This window comes from Rhodoligotrophos defluvii, from assembly GCF_005281615.1.
GTDB classification, from domain to species: Bacteria; Pseudomonadota; Alphaproteobacteria; order Rhizobiales; family Im1; genus Rhodoligotrophos; species Rhodoligotrophos defluvii.
The window spans coordinates 304,306-319,927 of the sequence record NZ_SZZM01000006.1; the positions used below are offsets into that span (position 1 = coordinate 304,306).

At 66.3% G+C, this 15,622-nt stretch carries 17 protein-coding genes; 1 reads left to right on the top strand and 16 read right to left on the bottom strand.

The genetic code is table 11. The features are described from left to right. Nucleotides 1-30: 30 nt before the first annotated feature. The 13 genes from E4P09_RS26620 to E4P09_RS22500 form a co-directional block, all read right to left on the bottom strand. Nucleotides 31-3,312 (bottom strand): alpha-1,4-glucan--maltose-1-phosphate maltosyltransferase, encoded by a 3,282-nt coding sequence (locus tag E4P09_RS26620; protein WP_239025316.1) that lies wholly within the window; start codon nt 3,310-3,312, stop codon nt 31-33. A 60-nt stretch (nt 3,313-3,372) separates the two neighbouring features. Beyond that, nucleotides 3,373-4,413, bottom strand: a complete 1,041-nt coding sequence (locus E4P09_RS22450) for an aspartate-semialdehyde dehydrogenase (RefSeq protein ID WP_137391868.1) — start codon at nt 4,411-4,413, stop codon at nt 3,373-3,375. Between the two features lie 397 nt (nt 4,414-4,810). Next, nucleotides 4,811-5,923 carry a 3-isopropylmalate dehydrogenase gene (leuB, locus tag E4P09_RS22455; protein WP_137391869.1) on the bottom strand — a complete coding sequence of 371 codons (1,113 nt, stop codon included), beginning with the start codon at nt 5,921-5,923 and terminating at the stop codon, nt 4,811-4,813. 78 nt (nt 5,924-6,001) lie between these two features. Further along, entirely contained in the window at nt 6,002-6,607 is a 606-nt protein-coding gene (leuD, locus tag E4P09_RS22460; protein WP_137391870.1) for a 3-isopropylmalate dehydratase small subunit, read from the bottom strand. 113 nt (nt 6,608-6,720) lie between these two features. Then, the gene (locus E4P09_RS26110) at nt 6,721-6,873 is read right to left on the bottom strand and encodes a hypothetical protein (RefSeq protein ID WP_170984583.1); all 153 of its coding nucleotides are present in this window, start codon (nt 6,871-6,873) and stop codon (nt 6,721-6,723) included. Nucleotides 6,874-6,877: 4 nt separating this feature from the next. Beyond that, complete coding sequence (locus tag E4P09_RS22465; protein WP_239025317.1) at nt 6,878-7,303, bottom strand: metallopeptidase family protein; 426 nt, start codon at nt 7,301-7,303, stop codon at nt 6,878-6,880. A 61-nt stretch (nt 7,304-7,364) separates the two neighbouring features. Then, on the bottom strand, nt 7,365-8,771 hold the full coding sequence (leuC, locus tag E4P09_RS22470; RefSeq protein ID WP_137391872.1) for a 3-isopropylmalate dehydratase large subunit: 1,407 nt from the start codon (nt 8,769-8,771) through the stop codon (nt 7,365-7,367). 195 nt (nt 8,772-8,966) lie between these two features. Then, nucleotides 8,967-9,359 (bottom strand): 50S ribosomal protein L19, encoded by a 393-nt coding sequence (gene rplS, locus E4P09_RS22475; RefSeq protein WP_137391873.1) that lies wholly within the window; start codon nt 9,357-9,359, stop codon nt 8,967-8,969. Nucleotides 9,360-9,414: 55 nt separating this feature from the next. Beyond that, nucleotides 9,415-10,137 (bottom strand): tRNA (guanosine(37)-N1)-methyltransferase TrmD, encoded by a 723-nt coding sequence (gene trmD, locus E4P09_RS22480; RefSeq protein WP_137391874.1) that lies wholly within the window; start codon nt 10,135-10,137, stop codon nt 9,415-9,417. A 3-nt stretch (nt 10,138-10,140) separates the two neighbouring features. Continuing rightward, nucleotides 10,141-10,659, bottom strand: a complete 519-nt coding sequence (gene rimM / locus E4P09_RS22485) for a ribosome maturation factor RimM (protein WP_137391875.1) — start codon at nt 10,657-10,659, stop codon at nt 10,141-10,143. A gap of 34 nt (nt 10,660-10,693) precedes the next feature. Continuing rightward, nucleotides 10,694-11,077 (bottom strand): 30S ribosomal protein S16, encoded by a 384-nt coding sequence (gene rpsP / locus E4P09_RS22490; protein WP_137391876.1) that lies wholly within the window; start codon nt 11,075-11,077, stop codon nt 10,694-10,696. Nucleotides 11,078-11,233: 156 nt separating this feature from the next. Next, nucleotides 11,234-12,805, bottom strand: a complete 1,572-nt coding sequence (gene ffh, locus E4P09_RS22495) for a signal recognition particle protein (protein WP_137391877.1) — start codon at nt 12,803-12,805, stop codon at nt 11,234-11,236. An 11-nt stretch (nt 12,806-12,816) separates the two neighbouring features. Continuing rightward, nucleotides 12,817-13,008, bottom strand: coding sequence for a glutathione S-transferase (locus E4P09_RS22500; RefSeq protein ID WP_137391878.1), 192 nt, complete (start codon nt 13,006-13,008; stop codon nt 12,817-12,819). A gap of 310 nt (nt 13,009-13,318) precedes the next feature. Between E4P09_RS22500 and E4P09_RS22505 the strand changes: the two genes are divergently transcribed. Beyond that, nucleotides 13,319-13,777, top strand: coding sequence for a DoxX family protein (locus tag E4P09_RS22505; RefSeq protein ID WP_137391879.1), 459 nt, complete (start codon nt 13,319-13,321; stop codon nt 13,775-13,777). Here E4P09_RS22505 and E4P09_RS22510 read toward each other — a convergent pair. From E4P09_RS22510 to E4P09_RS22520, 3 genes are all read right to left on the bottom strand, one after another. Beyond that, the gene (locus E4P09_RS22510) at nt 13,774-14,154 is read right to left on the bottom strand and encodes a lysozyme inhibitor LprI family protein (RefSeq protein WP_137391880.1); all 381 of its coding nucleotides are present in this window, start codon (nt 14,152-14,154) and stop codon (nt 13,774-13,776) included. The two genes, E4P09_RS22505 and E4P09_RS22510, sit on opposite strands and share 4 nt — an antisense overlap. Before the next feature lie 76 nt (nt 14,155-14,230). Next, nucleotides 14,231-14,746, bottom strand: a complete 516-nt coding sequence (locus E4P09_RS22515) for a hypothetical protein (RefSeq protein WP_137391881.1) — start codon at nt 14,744-14,746, stop codon at nt 14,231-14,233. A gap of 135 nt (nt 14,747-14,881) precedes the next feature. Beyond that, nucleotides 14,882-15,616 (bottom strand): DUF1223 domain-containing protein, encoded by a 735-nt coding sequence (locus E4P09_RS22520; RefSeq protein ID WP_170984584.1) that lies wholly within the window; start codon nt 15,614-15,616, stop codon nt 14,882-14,884. Between the last annotated feature and the right edge of the window lie 6 nt (nt 15,617-15,622).

A 15,622-nucleotide genomic window follows, 5' to 3' on the forward strand; every position in this document is an offset into this window, starting at 1 on the left:
TTGCTCAAGGCTCCGCAACAGTGGTAGTGCTCAGGGCGCGACGGCGGACAATCCGGCCGGCGGCACCAGCCGCCAGATCTGGTAGGACCGGACCGCCGGATCGAGGGTTACGGACTGGACCTTGCCGGTCCAGGTGAAGCGGCTGCCGGTGACCAGGTCGACAACGTCTATGGAGGCGTGATCCGGTAAGCCAAAGGCCCATAGCGGTATCTCGAAGGCGGCGCTCTGGGTGTCGTGCGGGTCGAGATTGACCGCGACGACGATGCAATTGTCCCGCTCGGCCGTGATCTTGTAGTAGGCGATGATCTGGTCGTTCCAGCAGTTGAGGAAGGCGAGGTTGGCAAAGGACCAGAGCGCCGGATTCTCGCGCCGGATGCGGTTGACGAGCGCGACATCGGCGCGGATGTTGCCCGGCCGGTCCCAGTCCCAGGCGCGGATTTCGTATTTCTCGCTGTCGAGATATTCCTCGCGGCCCGGCAGCGCCGCCGCCTCGCACAGCTCGAACCCGTTATAGATGCCGTAGACCGTGGTGAGGGTGGCCGCCAGCACCAGCCGGGCCTGAAAGCCGCCGCGGCCGCTGGTCTGCAGATAATACGGATTGATGTCGGGCGTGTTGGTGAAGAAATTCGGCCGCATGTAATCCTGCGGACCCTCGGTGGTGAGCTCGGTCAGATATTCCGTGAGCTCTGCCTTGGTGTCGCGCCAGGTGAAATAGCTGTAGGACTGGGTAAAGCCCAGCTTGGCCAGCCGCTTCATCACCTTCGGCCGGGTGAAGGCCTCAGCCAGGAAGATCGTGTCGGGGTGCTGGTCCTGCACCTCGCGGATGAGCCATTCCCAGAAGGGGAAGGGCTTGGTGTGCGGGTTGTCCACCCGGAAGATCTTCACACCGCGCTCGACCCAGAACAGCACGATGTCGCGCAGGGCATACCAGAGCGAGGGGAAAGAGGACGAGCCGTAGAAATGGACATTGACGATGTCCTCGTATTTCTTCGGCGGGTTCTCCGCGTATTTGATGGACCCGTCCGGCCGCCAGTCGAACCATTCCGGATGCTCCCTGATCCAGGGGTGGTCGGGCGAGCATTGGATGGCGAAGTCCAGCGCGATCTCCAGGCCGTGAGCGTGGGCCGCCGCGATCAGGCGGGCGAAGTCCTCGAAGGTGCCGAGCTCGGGATGGAGCGCATCATGCCCGCCCTCCTCCGAGCCGATGGCATAAGGGCTGCCGGGGTCGTCCGGGGCGGGCGTGAGGGTGTTGTTGCGCCCTTTGCGGTTCTTGCGGCCGATGGGATGGATGGGCGGGAAATAGAGCACATCGAAGCCCATGTCGCGCACATAGGGCAGGCGCGCGATGACGTCGTCGAAGGTGCCATGCCGATTGACATCGCCCGATTGCGAGCGCGGGAACAGCTCATACCAGGCGGCGACCGCCGCGATGCGCCGCTCCACGATCACCTGCAGGGTGTGGTGATAGGCGGTGAGGTTGAAGCGCGGCGCCGCCCGGCGCATGACGGCGGCGGTCTCGGGGCTGCGCAGGGCTTCGAGCTGGTCGGCCTCGGCAGAGATGGCCAGGAGCCGGCCGAGAGCGTCACGATCCCCGGCCGTGGCCTGCTGCATCGCCTCGGTGACGAGATTGCGGCCCTCGATCAGCTCCAGCGAGACATCGAGGCCGGCGCCCAGCTTCTTCTCCACCTCGTATTGCCAGTAGCCGAAGCGGTCCTTCCAGCCGGAGATGGTGTAGTCGTAGCGGCCGACGCGATCGAGCAGGAACCGCCCGGTCCAGCGGTCGTTGCCCATGTGCTGCAGCGGCACCTCCGTCCAGGTCTGCTCGCCCGGGGCCCGGTAGAACAGCGAGGCATCGATCCTGTCGTGGCCATCGGCAAAGATGTCGGCGGAGACCTCCAACATGTCTCCGACCACCCGTTTGACCGGAAAGCGGCCGCCGTCGATCTCGGGCTCGACCGCCTCGATCGCGACCTGCTGCGGGGCGAGGATGTCGAGGGGAACGGCATCGCGCAGCCGGTCACCGAACATGGGGAGCCGCTGGCCGCGCAGGATGCGGGTCTCGTAAGGCTGCAGCGGCCGGAACGGATCGGCGGTCGCGGCACGGTCCGAATGCTGCGGCGTCACATCCTCGAAATTGCCGAACCAGCCACCGCCCGCGGCAAGCACACGGGACAGCGGCGGAGCGGGCAGCAGCTGGTCGGTGGGATTGACGAACACGGCCGCGGCGGTCTGCGCCTCAAGCTCGCTTTCCGCATCGAAGCGCAGATAGGCGGCTGGTATGGTGTCCGGCGGCGCGATGGGCCGCAACAGCTGCTCGGACTGCAAAGCCGGCAGGCTGGCCTTCAGCGCGTTGGCGGCCATGATCGCGCCGGTCAGGTCGAAGTCGCGGTCGGCGATGCAGCGCGCCCAGGCATCCGGCGTGGCGACACCTGCTGCGGCGTCTGCGGGCATGGCCCGCAGGCCGTATTCATAGCCCATGGGCATCCACAGGCCGGCCGAGAAGGCCAGGGCGAACAGGTAGCGCTGGAGATGCACCTGTTCGACGGTGCCGGCCGGGTTGGCGCCGAAGCGTTCCGCGAGACGGCCGGTGCGGTCATCCTCGGGGAAGGCGATGGTCCTGACGCGACGGCGGAAATCCTCATACTGGTCGAGGGCCCAGTCCTGCCGGAAATCCCACCAGGCGCTGCTGTTGAAAACGAAGTCGAAGCCGGCATCGGCGGTGGCGACGGTGGTCTCGACCGCGACGCCGAGCGCATCGGCGATGAGCAGGGTCTCGGGGGTGCGCGCGCGTATGCGCCCGATGAGCTCGCGCCACATGGTGGCCGGCACGCGATGGGCGCGGCGGCAGAGAAAGCCGGCGGCGCCAGCATCGAGCGCCCGTTCGGCCTGTTCGGCTGCGGCGGCCAGGATCGCCTCGCCGGCACTTTCGAGCAGGCCCGGCGGTGCGGGCTCCTCGGGTGCCAGGGCCATGTCGAGGACCAGGCCCAGGCCGTGTTCGCCGGCTTCGTCCGCGAGCGCGCGCAGGATGTCCGCCGCCGGCCGGGCATCCTCGCCGCGGAGATTGGGCGACAGATCGGCTCCGGCCGCGGAGAGGGCAAAGGCGCCGCGCGGGTTGCCGGCGGCGCCGTTATCCACATGCACAAGGTCGAAGCCCAAGGCGGCGGCGTGCCGGAAGATGCGCTGCCAGCCGGAGACGGGGCCGGCCAGCGCCGGCTTCAGGCCGTAGATCCGGGGCGAAACGGCGGCCGACGGCCCCGGGTGAGCCTCGGGCATGCCCAACCCAGTCCGCACCTCCAGGCCGCTTCGCTGCATGTCAAAAACTCCGTCAAAGCCCTACGAAAGCAGCAACTGACGGTTCGGTTCCATGGCAAATCACGCCGCCTGCCTGACGAGGCCGCGGTTGACCAGAGCCTCCGCGATCTGCACCGTATTCAGCGCCGCGCCCTTGCGCAGATTGTCGGAAACGACCCACATGGCAAGGCCGTTCTCCACGGTGGGGTCGACCCTGATGCGGCTGATGAAGGTGGCATAATCGCCCACGCATTCCACGGGGGTGACGTAGCCGCCGGGCTCGCGCTTGTCGATCACCAGGCAGCCCGGGGCCTCGCGCAGGATCTCGCGGGCTTCATCGTCGGAGATGGGCTTCTCGAACTCGATGTGGACCGCCTCGGAATGGCCAACGAAGACCGGCACGCGCACGGCGGTGCAGGTGACCTTGATCTTGGGGTCGAGGATCTTCTTGGTCTCGACCTGCACCTTCCACTCTTCCTTGGTGTAACCGTCCTCCATGAACACGTCGATATGGGGGATGACGTTGAAGGCGATCTGCTTGGCGAACTTGTTCGGCTCGACCTCCTGGCCGGGGACGTACTTGCCCTTGGTCTGGTCCCACAATTCGTCCATGGCATCCTTGCCGGCGCCGGAGACGGACTGGTAGGTGGCCACCACCACCCGCTTGATCCTGGCCACATCGTGCAAGGGCCTCAGCGCCACCACCAGCTGGGCGGTGGAGCAGTTCGGATTGGCGATGATGTTGCGCCGCTTGGGGTTGGCCATATAGGCCTCGAGCACATGGGCGTTCACCTCCGGCACGACCAGGGGCACGTCCTGGTCATAGCGGAAGCAGGACGAGTTATCGATGACGAGGGTGCCCTCGGCGCCGATGCGCGGCGCCCACTGCTTGGCCACCGCCGAGCCCGCCGACATGAGGCAGAAATCGATGCCGGAGAAATCGAACTGCTCCAGGTCCTCGCACTTCACCGTGCGGTCGCCGAAGGACACCTCGACGCCGAGCGAGCGGCGGGAGGCGACGGCATGGATCCTGTCTACGGGAAATTCGCGCTCTTCGAGGATGTTGAGCATCTCCCGGCCCACATTCCCCGTGGCGCCGACCACAGCAACCTTATAGCCCATGTGAATTCTCCTGAAATGGCTGCTTGTCTCTCCCGATCATCCACCCGCCCTGTGGCAGGGTCATGTCCCTCTCCCGCCGGGAGAGGACGCGGGATGAGACGAAGCTACGCGGCCGTCGTGGTAACGGCGCGTTTGGCAGTCGTCGTTTTCGTCCCGGAAGTGATGTGCGTTACACGCATCGACGTGTGCCCAGCCTGAAGCCCTGCGCGGAAGCACGCAGCAGCGAACCTGTGGTGCATGAGCCCAATGGCGTTGTCAAGCGGGACGAGCGGCCGGATGCTCAGCCAGGAGCTGATCTATGTCAGTTGCCGATCGTCTCGTTCATGGACCCCATGGAAAGCGTCGCCGTGTGGCCCTGGATGCGCCGATCAAGTCGGCGCATGACGAATTCTGGGTCTCAGCCGCCCAGTGCGGCGAGCTCCCTGGCGATCGCCTCGCCCATCTGGGTGGTCGAGACCTCGCGCATGCCGGGCTGCATGATATCGCGGGTGCGCAGGCCCTGATCCAGCACATTGGCGATGGCCACGTCCAGCTTGTCGGCCCACTCGCCCAGGCCGAAGGAATAGCGCAACGCCATGCCGAAGGAGGCGATGGTGGCAATCGGGTTGGCGATACCCTTGCCGGCGATGTCCGGGGCCGAGCCATGCACCGGCTCGTACATGGACTTGCGCCGCCCGGTCTTCTCGTCCGGCGCGCCGAGGGAGGCGGAGGGCAGCATGCCGAGCGATCCGGTGAGCATGGCCGCCACATCCGACAGCATGTCGCCGAACAGGTTGTCGGTGACGATCACGTCGAACTGCTTGGGCGCCCGCACCAGCTGCATGCCGCAATTGTCGGCGAGGATGTGCTCGAACTGGACATCGGCATAGTCGCGGCGGTGGAGATCGCGCACCACCTCGTCCCACAGCACGCCCGACTTCATCACGTTCTTCTTATCGGAGGAGGTGACCTTGTTGCGCCGGGTGCGCGCGAGCTCAAAGGCGACGCGGGCGATCCGCTCGATCTCGTAGGTCTGGTAGACCTGGGTGTCCACCGCGCGCTTCTGCCCGTTGCCGAGATCCACAATCTCCTTGGGCTCACCGAAATAGACGCCGCCGGTGAGCTCGCGAACGATGAGGATGTCGAGGCCTTCCACCAGCTCCCGCTTGAGGGTGGAGGCATCGGCCAAGGCGGGATAGCAGATGGCCGGGCGCAGATTGGCGAAGAGGCCCAAGTCCTTCCTCAGCCTGAGCAGGGCAGCCTCGGGCCGCTTGTCATAGGGGACACCGTCCCATTTCGGGCCGCCGACCGCGCCGAACATGACCGCATCGGAGGCGAGAGCGTGCGCCATGGTCTCTTCCGAGATCGCCTCGCCGTGAGCGTCATAGGCCGCACCGCCCACCAGGCCGCGCTCGACCTCGAAACGGGCAATGCCCTGACCGTTAAACCAGTCGATGAGCCGCTCGACTTCGGCCATGACTTCGGTGCCGATGCCGTCGCCGGGCAGAACGAGAATGTTGAATGCAGCCATGGAAGATGATCCTCGCGAGGAGCCGGAGGGCGCCGGATGGCGGGCAGGACCCCCCCGTGCCGGCCGAAAGGGGTTAGATCAGAGCCAGGGGCGGGCGTCGCGGGCGCGCTGCTCGTAAGTGGCGATCGCCCCCTCCTTCTGCAGCGTCAAGCCGATATCGTCCAGCCCCTCGACCAGGCAATGCTTGCGGAACGGATCGATCTCGAAGCGGATCTCATTGCCGTCCGCGTCGCGGATGACCTGGTTGGGCAGGTCCACGGTCACGGTGGCGTTCGATCCGCGGCCGGCGGTCTCCATGAGCCGGTCCACCTGCTCCTGGGGCAGCACGATGGGCAGCACGCCGTTCTTGAAGCAGTTGTTGTAGAAGATGTCGGCGAAGGACGGGGCGACGATGCAGCGGATGCCGAAGTCGAGCAGCGCCCAGGGGGCGTGCTCGCGGCTGGAGCCGCAGCCGAAGTTCTCGCCGGCAATCAGGATCCTGGCGTTGCGATAGGCCGGCTTGTTGAGCACGAAATCGGGCTTTTCCGAGCCGTCGTCCTCGAAGCGCAAATCGAAGAACAAGCCCTTGCCGAGACCGCTGCGCTGAATGGTCTTGAGGAACTGCTTGGGGATGATCTGATCGGTATCGACATTGATCATCGGGAGTGGCGCTGCAACGCCGGTCAGCTCGGTAAACTTCTCCATGGCCCATCTCCAAGGCATGGCGGCGGTGCCGGGCGGCTCCGGCGCAACACCATGCTTCCTCTCAAGCGGCTTGCATTTTCCTCATGCGCCGCCGCGCTCACCCCGTCAATAGGTCAGGCGGCCAGATATGTCGAGTAGAGATGCCAGACGAGGTAGACGAGCAGGATGAGCCCCAGCGCCCGGCCGAGGCGCTTGCCCCAGCGGATGGCGGGGTCGCTCTCGTCATCGTCGGGAGCCTGCTGGCCGTGCCCGGGCTCGAGCGGCATCGGTTCAAGCCCCCGCTTCCGCCTCGATCCGCTCCATATCCTCGTCGGACAAGCCGAAGTGATGGCCGATCTCGTGGATCAGCACGTGGGAAACGATATCGCCGAGGGTCTCCTCGTGCTCAGCCCAGTAATCCAGGATCGGACGCCGATAGAGCCAGATCATATTGGGCATCTGGCCCGATTGCGGGGTGGCGCCATCGCTGGTCATGCCGACGCCATGGAACAGCCCGAGCAAATCGAACGGCGTCTCGGCGTTCATCTCCTTGAGCACCTCGTCGGTCGGAAAGTCTGCCACCCGGATGATGATGTCGCCGCACAAGTCGCGGAACGACTGGGGTAACTGGACGAAGGCTTCCGAGGCCAGGGCCTCGATGTCGTCCAGGGACGGCGCGATGAAGCGCGACCTGTCCGGCCGATACTCGCCAGTCACGGGGTAACTGCTCCGATAGGGTTTATAACTGCCCAATTCCTCTAAATTCTCCTTGCCTGGTTCAGTGCCACTGGCGCACATCGACGAAGTGGCCAGCGATCGCGGCGGCGGCGGCCATGGCCGGCGACACCAGGTGGGTGCGCCCGCCCTTGCCCTGACGGCCCTCGAAATTGCGGTTCGAAGTAGAGGCGCAACGCTCCTTGGGGTTCAGCTTGTCGGCGTTCATGGCCAGGCACATGGAGCAGCCCGGCTCGCGCCAGTCGAAGCCGGCCGCCTTGAAAATCCTGTCGAGGCCTTCCTGCTCGGCCTGAAGCTTCACCAGGCCCGAACCCGGCACCACCATGGCGCTGACCCGCTCCGAAACCTTGCGGCCCTCGATCACCCGCGCCGCGGCCCTGAGGTCCTCGATACGGCCATTGGTGCAGGAGCCGATGAACACGCGGTCGACCGGGATGTCGGTGACCTTGGTACCAGCGGTCAAGCCCATATAGTCCAGCGCGCGCCTGATGGCCTCGCGCTTGTGCGCATCCTCGACCCGCTCGGGATCGGGAACGCGCCCGGTCACCGAGACCACGTCCTCCGGGCTCGTGCCCCAGGTGACCAGCGGTGGCAGCTCGGCCGCATTCAGCCGCAGCTCGTAATCGAAATGGGCGCCATCGTCGGTATAGAGCGTGTCCCAATAGCGCCGGGCCGCATCCCAGGCCGCGCCCTTCGGCGAGCGCGGGCGGTCCTTGATGTATTCGAAGGTCTTCTCGTCCGGCGCGATCATGCCGGCGCGGGCGCCGCCCTCGATGGACATGTTGCAGACGGTCATGCGGCCTTCCATGGAAAGGCTGCGGATCGCCTCGCCCGCATATTCCAGCACGTGGCCGGTGCCGCCGGCGGTGCCGATCTCGCCGATGATCGCCAGGATGATGTCCTTCGCGGTGACGCCTTGCGGCAGCTGGCCGTCGATGATGACCCGCATGTTCTTGGCCTTGCGCTGGATCAGCGTCTGGGTGGCCAGCACGTGCTCCACCTCGGAGGTGCCGATGCCGTGGGCCAGCGCCCCGAAGGCGCCATGGGTCGAGGTGTGGCTGTCGCCGCAGACGATGGTGGTGCCCGGCAGAGTGAAGCCCTGCTCCGGCCCAATGATGTGGACGATGCCCTGACGCTTGTCGATCTCGTTGAAGTATTCGATGCCGAACTCACGGGAATTGCGGGCCAGCGTCTCGATCTGGTTTGCCGATTCCGGGTCATCGATGCCGTGGCTGCGGTCGGTGGTGGGCACGTTGTGGTCGACGACCGCCAGGGTCTTCTCCGGCGCGCGCACCGTGCGGCCGGTCATGCGCAGCCCCTCGAAAGCCTGCGGGCTGGTGACCTCGTGCACGAGATGGCGATCGATATAGAGCAGGCAGGTGCCGTCCTCGGCCCGGTCCACAACGTGGTCGTCCCAGATCTTGTCGTACAGGGTGCGTGGCGCGCTCATCGATCGATCCATCTTCTTGTCTGTCTTAGCCCATAACCGCCCGAAAACCCAAACCGAGCGGGGAGCACGTTCCTCAACCGTTCATATGACCAAGCGGTGAAATCTGGTCAAGAGCATGAAAATAGGCCCATCCAACGCCAACGGCGCGGTGCCCAGCCGGGACCGCGCCGCGCGAAGGAATGCTTTCTCGGCGTGTTATTCGGCGGCGGCCGCTTCCTCGCTGCGGCGATTATCCTGCCGCTCGGCGATACGGGCCGATTTGCCGCGGCGCTCACGCAGGTAATACAGCTTCGCACGGCGCACCTTGCCCCGCCGCACGAGCTTGATCGAGTCGATCATGGGGCTGTAGAGCGGGAATACACGCTCCACCCCTTCGCCGTAGGAAACCTTGCGCACGGTGAAGGACTGATTGAAGCCGCCGCCGCTGCGGGCGATACAGACGCCCTCATAGGCCTGGATGCGCTCGCGCGTGCCTTCCACCACCCGCACGTTCACCACCACAGTATCGCCCGGTTCGAAGTCCGGCACCGGCCGCTTGGCCGCGATCTTCTCGGCCTGTTCCTTTTCAATCTGCTCGATGACGTTCATCGGACCGATCCTTCCATCCTGTTGCGCGGGGTTCTACGCGCGCTTGCCATAAAAATCAAACCTTTCGGCGCGGCGGGCCGCCAGACCGGCCGAGCCATTCCGCATGAAGCTCCGGCCGACGGCACCTGGTCAGGGCGATCGCCTGCTCGCGGCGCCAGCGCTCGATGCGGCCGTGGTCGCCGGACAGGAGCACCTCGGGGATCTCCCTGCCCTCCCAGACCCGCGGCCGGGTGTAATGGGGATGCTCGAGCAGGCCTTGCTCGAAGCTCTCCCATTCCCCGGACGCGGTGCTGCCCATGACGCCGGGCAGAAGCCTCACCACCGCATCCATCAGCACCAGCGCCGCCGGCTCTCCGCCGGAGAGCACGAAATCGCCGATCGCGATCTCCTCCAGGCCGCGGGCCTCGATGACGCGCTCGTCAACGCCCTCGAAGCGGCCGCACACGATCATGGCCCCCGAGCCGTCCGCAAGCTCTCGCACGCGGGCCTGGGTGAGCGGGCGGCCGCGAGCGCTCATCAGCAGACGCGGCTGGCCGGCGGCCTGCTCGGCGACCGCGTCGATCGCCGCCGCCAGCACGTCGGCCCGCAGCACCATGCCCGGGCCGCCGCCGGCCGGGGTGTCATCCACCGCGCGATGCCGGCCCTCGCCGAAGCGGCGGATGTCCACCGTCTCGAGCCGCCATACGCCATCCACCAGGGCGCGGCCGGCGAGCGAGATGCCGAGAGGCCCGGGGAACATCTCGGGGTAGAGCGTCAGCACCGTTGCGGTCCACGGCATCCCTCACTCCAGCCCTTCGAACAGGTCTACCACCACCTTGCCGCCGGCGATATCGACCTCCGGCACCGCCTCGCGGGTGAAGGGCACGTAAACCGTCGCGGCGGCGCCCGGCCGCTCGATCTCCAGCAGATCGCCCGCGCCGAAATTCTCGACCGCCACCACCTCGCCCAGCCGCTCGCCCGTGGGACGCACCGCCTGAAGGCCGATGAGATCGGCGAGGTAGTACTCGTCTTCCTCCTCCGGCTCCGGCAGGCGCGATCGCGGCACATAGAGCATTTGCCCGCGCAGGCTTTCCGCTCCGTTACGATCGTCGATGCCGGCGAGCTTGGCGATCACGCCACCCTCGGCTGGCCGCCGCCGTTCCACCGCAAAGGCGCGGCTGCCGTCCTCGAGCTCCAGCGGGCCGTAGTCGCCGATCGCCTCAGGCGTTGCGGTGAAGGTCCTGATCTTCACCTCGCCGCGCACCCCGTGGGCCGCCGCGATGGTGCCGAGGCAGACCCGGTCGCGAGGCTTGGCCGCCATGGCCGGCACCGCCGCTCAAGCGTGACCGGCCGGATCAGCCGGCCGGCTGCTCGGCGGCTTCCGCGGCCTTGCGGGCGGCGTCCTCGGCAGCGATGCGCTGGGCTTCCTCACGCTCCTGGCGCTTCTTGCCGATCTCGCCCTTCTTCGGGTTGGACCGCGCCTCGCGCTTGCGCAGGTCGGCGGCATCGAGGAAACGGGCAACGCGATCGGTGGGCTGGGCGCCGACGCCGAGCCAGTGACGCACCCGGTCGGTGTCGAGCTTCACCCGCTCCGGATTGTCCCGGTTCAGCAGCGGATTGTAGGTGCCGATCTTCTCGATGAAGCGGCCATCGCGCGGGGCGGTCGCCTCGGCCACCACGATGCGGTAGAACGGCCGCTTCTTGGCGCCCGCGCGCGCCAGCCTGATCCTCAATGCCATCGTCTCTTCGTCTCCTGTCTAGAACCTGTGGTCGCTTTTGCTTCCGTGCTGCCCTGGATTGCCGGGTCAAGCCCGGCAATGACGGGAACTTTCCAAGGATGCGTCATGCCCCTGGCTTGCCAGGGCATCCAGGGCCGAGGCTTCCAAACAACCCCTTCACCTCTTCTTCCCTGGGAATTTCGGTGCGCCGCCCAAACCGGGAAGCCCACCAAGTCCCGGCAGGCCGCCCTTGCCGCCGCCGAGGCCCGGCAGCTTGTTCATCAGATCGGGCGAAAGGCCCTTGGGCAGCCCGTTGGGGCCGAGCTCCGGCATGCCGCCGCCGGGCAGCTGCTTGGCGAGAGCGGCCATGTCGGGCATGCCTCCGGGCACGCCCGCCCCAGGCAAGCCCGCCGGCGCTCCCCCGCCGAACAGGCGCGAGAGCATGCCCTTGTTCTTGCCCATCATCTTCATCATGTCGGCCATCTGCCGATGCATCTTGATGAGCTTGTTCACGTCCTGGACGTCGGTGCCCGAGCCGGCGGCGATGCGCTTGCGGCGCGAGGCATTCAGCACCTTGGGCTGGCGGCGCTCCTGCCGGGTCATGGACGTGATGATGGCCAGCTGGCGCTTCAGCACCTTGTCGTCGAGATTGGCGCCATCGAGCTGCTTCTTCATCTTGCCCATGCCGGGCAGCATGCTGAGCACGCCCGACATGCCGCCGATCTTCTGCATCTGGCGGAGCTGCTCGGCGAGATCGTCCAGGTCGAACTCGCCCTTCTTCATGCGGTCGGCGATGGCCTGGGCCTTCTCGGCGTCGATCGTCTCGGCGGCGCGCTCGACCAGGCTCACCACGTCGCCCATGCCGAGGATGCGGCCGGCGATGCGGCTGGGATGGAAGCCTTCGAGGCCGTCGAGCTTCTCGCCGGTGCCGATGAGCTTGATCGGCTTGCCGGTGACGGCGCGCATGGACAGCGCCGCGCCGCCGCGGCCATCGCCGTCGACCCGGGTGAGCACCACGCCGGTGATGCCGATGCGCTCGTTGAAGGCGCGCGCCACGTTCACCGCGTCCTGGCCGGTGAGCGCATCGACCACGAGAAGGGTCTCGTGCGGCTTGGCGAGGTCGCGCACCTGCTCGCTCTCGCGCATCAGGTCGTCGTCGATGTGCAGCCGGCCGGCGGTGTCGAGGATGACCACGTCATAGCCGCCGAGGCGCCCTGCATCGAGGGCCCGGCGGGCGATCTGCACCGGGTCCTGGCCGGCAACGATAGGCAGGGTGTCGATGCCTGCCTGCTCACCCAGAATCTTCAGCTGTTCCTGCGCGGCGGGCCGGCGCGTGTCGAGGGAGGCCATGAGCACGCGCTTCTTGTCGCGCTCCTTGAGGCGCTTGGCGAGCTTGGCGGTGGTGGTGGTCTTGCCCGAGCCCTGGAGGCCGACCATCATGACGGGCACCGGCGGCACCGCGGCGAGGTCGATCTCGGAATCGTCCGCGCCCAAGGTCTCGACCAAGGTGTCGTGGACGATCTTGATGACCATCTGGCCGGGCGAGACCGAGCGGATCACCTGCTGGCCGACGGCGCGCTCGCGCACCTTGTCGACGAAGCCGCGCACTACGTCGAGGGCGACGTCGGCTTCGATCAGGGCGCGCCGCACCTCGCGCATGGCGGTGTTGACGTCGTCCTCCGTCAGCGCGCCGCGCCGGGTGAGCTTGTCGAAGATGCCGCTGAGGCGTTCCTGAAGATTATCGAACATGGACTATCCCGTCAGGCGTTATCGCCGCCAAGGGCGGCCTCGAAATGCGTGACGGCCTGCTCGAACTTGTCGCGGCAACCGGGATTGCAGAAGCCGACGACGCGTCCTTTGTAGAGGGTGAGGGAGTCCGCGGACACGGGCTTGCCCGACCAGGGGCAAGTCGCGTTCATGCAGTCCTTCATATGCAGCTCGTCGGCCATCATCTGGTGTCCTTGGGACCAAACGCCAATGGCACCCGCGGGCGAATCTCGCTGACGGGTGTTGACCCCCTTGCCTCCCGGAGCATGTCTCCGCTCCATGTGCAAGGCAGCCTTCAAAGACGCAACGTCTCAGAAATCGGCGGGGACCGTAACCACAGCGGGCGCGGTGTGTCAAGGTTGGGCGGATGCGGGGCGGCTGAGCCAGCCTCCCTGCCAGCCCCATCACGGCCTGTTGAACGGCCGGCGGGCTGTCGGGGTGATGCGCTCGCGCTATGAGTGGGTTGCCAATCAACGGCTCGATTCGAGGGAACCCATGGCAGCAATCGACGACCGCACCGTTTCCGCCAGCCGGCTCTACATTCCGGCGCTGGCGCCGCTTTATTCCGCCTTGTCGCCCTTCGTGTGGTTCCTCATGCGCGCGCTGGCCGGCGGCTTCCTGGCGGTGCACGGCCTACCCAAGATCCTCGATCCGATGGCGAGGGTCGGCATGGTGGAAAGCCTAGGCTTCTATCCCGGCGTGATCTGGGCGCCGCTCCTGGCCATCACCGAATTCTTCGGTGGGCTGATGATCCTGCTCGGCCTGTTCACGCGGCCGGCCGCGGCGGCCGCCACCATCGTGCTGCTGGTGACGGTCTATTTCCACTGGATCGTGCAGGGCGAAGGCCTGATGGGGGCGGAGAAGTCCATCCTGTGGGCGGCCATCACCCTGTTCTTCGCGGTGCGCGGCGGCGGCGACTGGTCCATCGACGAGAAGCTGCGCAAGACGTTCTAGATCGGACCGCCACCCATGGCATTCGTCATGGCCTTGAGGCCCTGATCAACGCCTTGCCTCAAGGCGCGAATGCGCGCCTTGTAGATCGCCGTCAGGCAGCCGACATCGGCACCGCAGGCCATACGCTGCTGCAGGAATGCCCGCGCATCGTCCTGGCGTGCGCCGGCAGCGCCCATGGCCAGGGGCAGGCGGCTATAGGTGAACCACAGCGCCCCCATCTCGCTGTCGAGCGCCGAGAGCCTGTGATTGCTGCAAACGGCGATCTCATCGGGCGTCTGCGCCGCGCGACAGTCAAAGCTTGCCGCCTCCGCCGGAGCAGACAAGGCCAGGCCGGCAATGATAACAGCGGTTGCGGATAGTATGAACGGTTTCAACATGGTCGAAGCCCTTACTCGATACTCAGAGCGTGCCCGTCAGGCACGGTTTTGGTGATCAACGAGCCTTCCCGCTAGACTAATTGGTGCGCGGGCGCTGCTCGTAGGTCGTGTGCTCCTTGCCCTTGGTCCAGCTATAGGTCGCGATGCAGGCATTGGTACGCGGCGCGTCGTTGCACTGGGTGCGGTCGACCTCGATCTCGGCTACGGTCTGCTCCGGCTGCTGGATGAGGCGCGGCACGCCACCCTGCAGCGAGACCGGATGCCGGTAGCCCTTCGACGACAGCAGGATATCGATCTGGCAGCCCGCATTGGCGCAGAAGGCGGTGAAGGCACCATCGCAGGTCAGCTGGTCGGTGTTGATGAGATAGTCGAGCTTGCGGTCGCCATCGAGATCGCCGGCAAGAATGCGTACCGCATTCGGATTCTTCAATTTGCCGCCCAGACCGCTGCATTGCTTGGTGTAGCCGGAGATCACCTGGGCGACCGGCTTGGGCAATGCCGGAGCGCTCACAGCGTGGAGGGGACCGGCCGTCACGACGGTGCCGACGACAACGCCAGCGGCCATAAGGATGGAAAAGAGAGGGTTCACCATGGTCGAGGCTATCCTTTCTGATGCGGCGGATCCTACCACGCCGCGAAATGCGCTCGTCCATGCAATCACAGATACGTTTAAGCAAATCTCAAGGCGCTGGAAAGGCGGACCGGTGCGCCCGCGGCCAGGCCAAAATCAGTCGCCCTTCAGGACCACCACGTCCGTTGCAGCGATGATCGGGCCGCCATCATCCTCCTGCACCAAGACCACCCCGCTCGGGGTGTCGGGGGTCGCCAGCTCGCTCGCCGGGAGCGAGACCTTGAGGGGCTCGCCATGCCACATGGCCACCGGAATGATCCGGCGCACCACATTGGTGTAGGTGATCTGCTTGTCCAGGTTTTCCCCGCGCTGAATGGAAACGCTGACCTCCGGCTGAATCATCATCAGCCATACGGTCGCCTCCATCGGCTGACTGGGGTCAACGGCCGGACCGATGGAGACTTCCAGCTCGCGTCCGTGCCGATCGATGGTCAGGCTGGGCGCCGGCCGCTGCTCGGCCATGTGGGCCTTGAGAATGCGCTCGATGTCATCCCGACGGCTGCCGACCGCATGGGCGCGGCCGTCGATCACCAATTGCGGCGTATAGACTTCGCGATCGCCGCGGCGCTCGGCGTATTCGCGCTGGCGCCTGCTGTTCTCGGGGGTGGCCAGGGTGTCCTTCCAGCCGAGATAGTCCCAGTAGTCGACATTGTAGGTCAGGGCCACGATGCCCGGCTTCTGCGCCAGCTCATGCAGGAGCTTGTCGGCGGGCGGGCAGGAGGAACAGCCCTGGCTGGTGAACAGCTCGAGCACCGCGCGGCCACCAGCCCAAGATTGCGCCACGCCACCGATACCGCCAAGCACCAGCAACGCGCCGATGGCCAGCGCCAATCGACC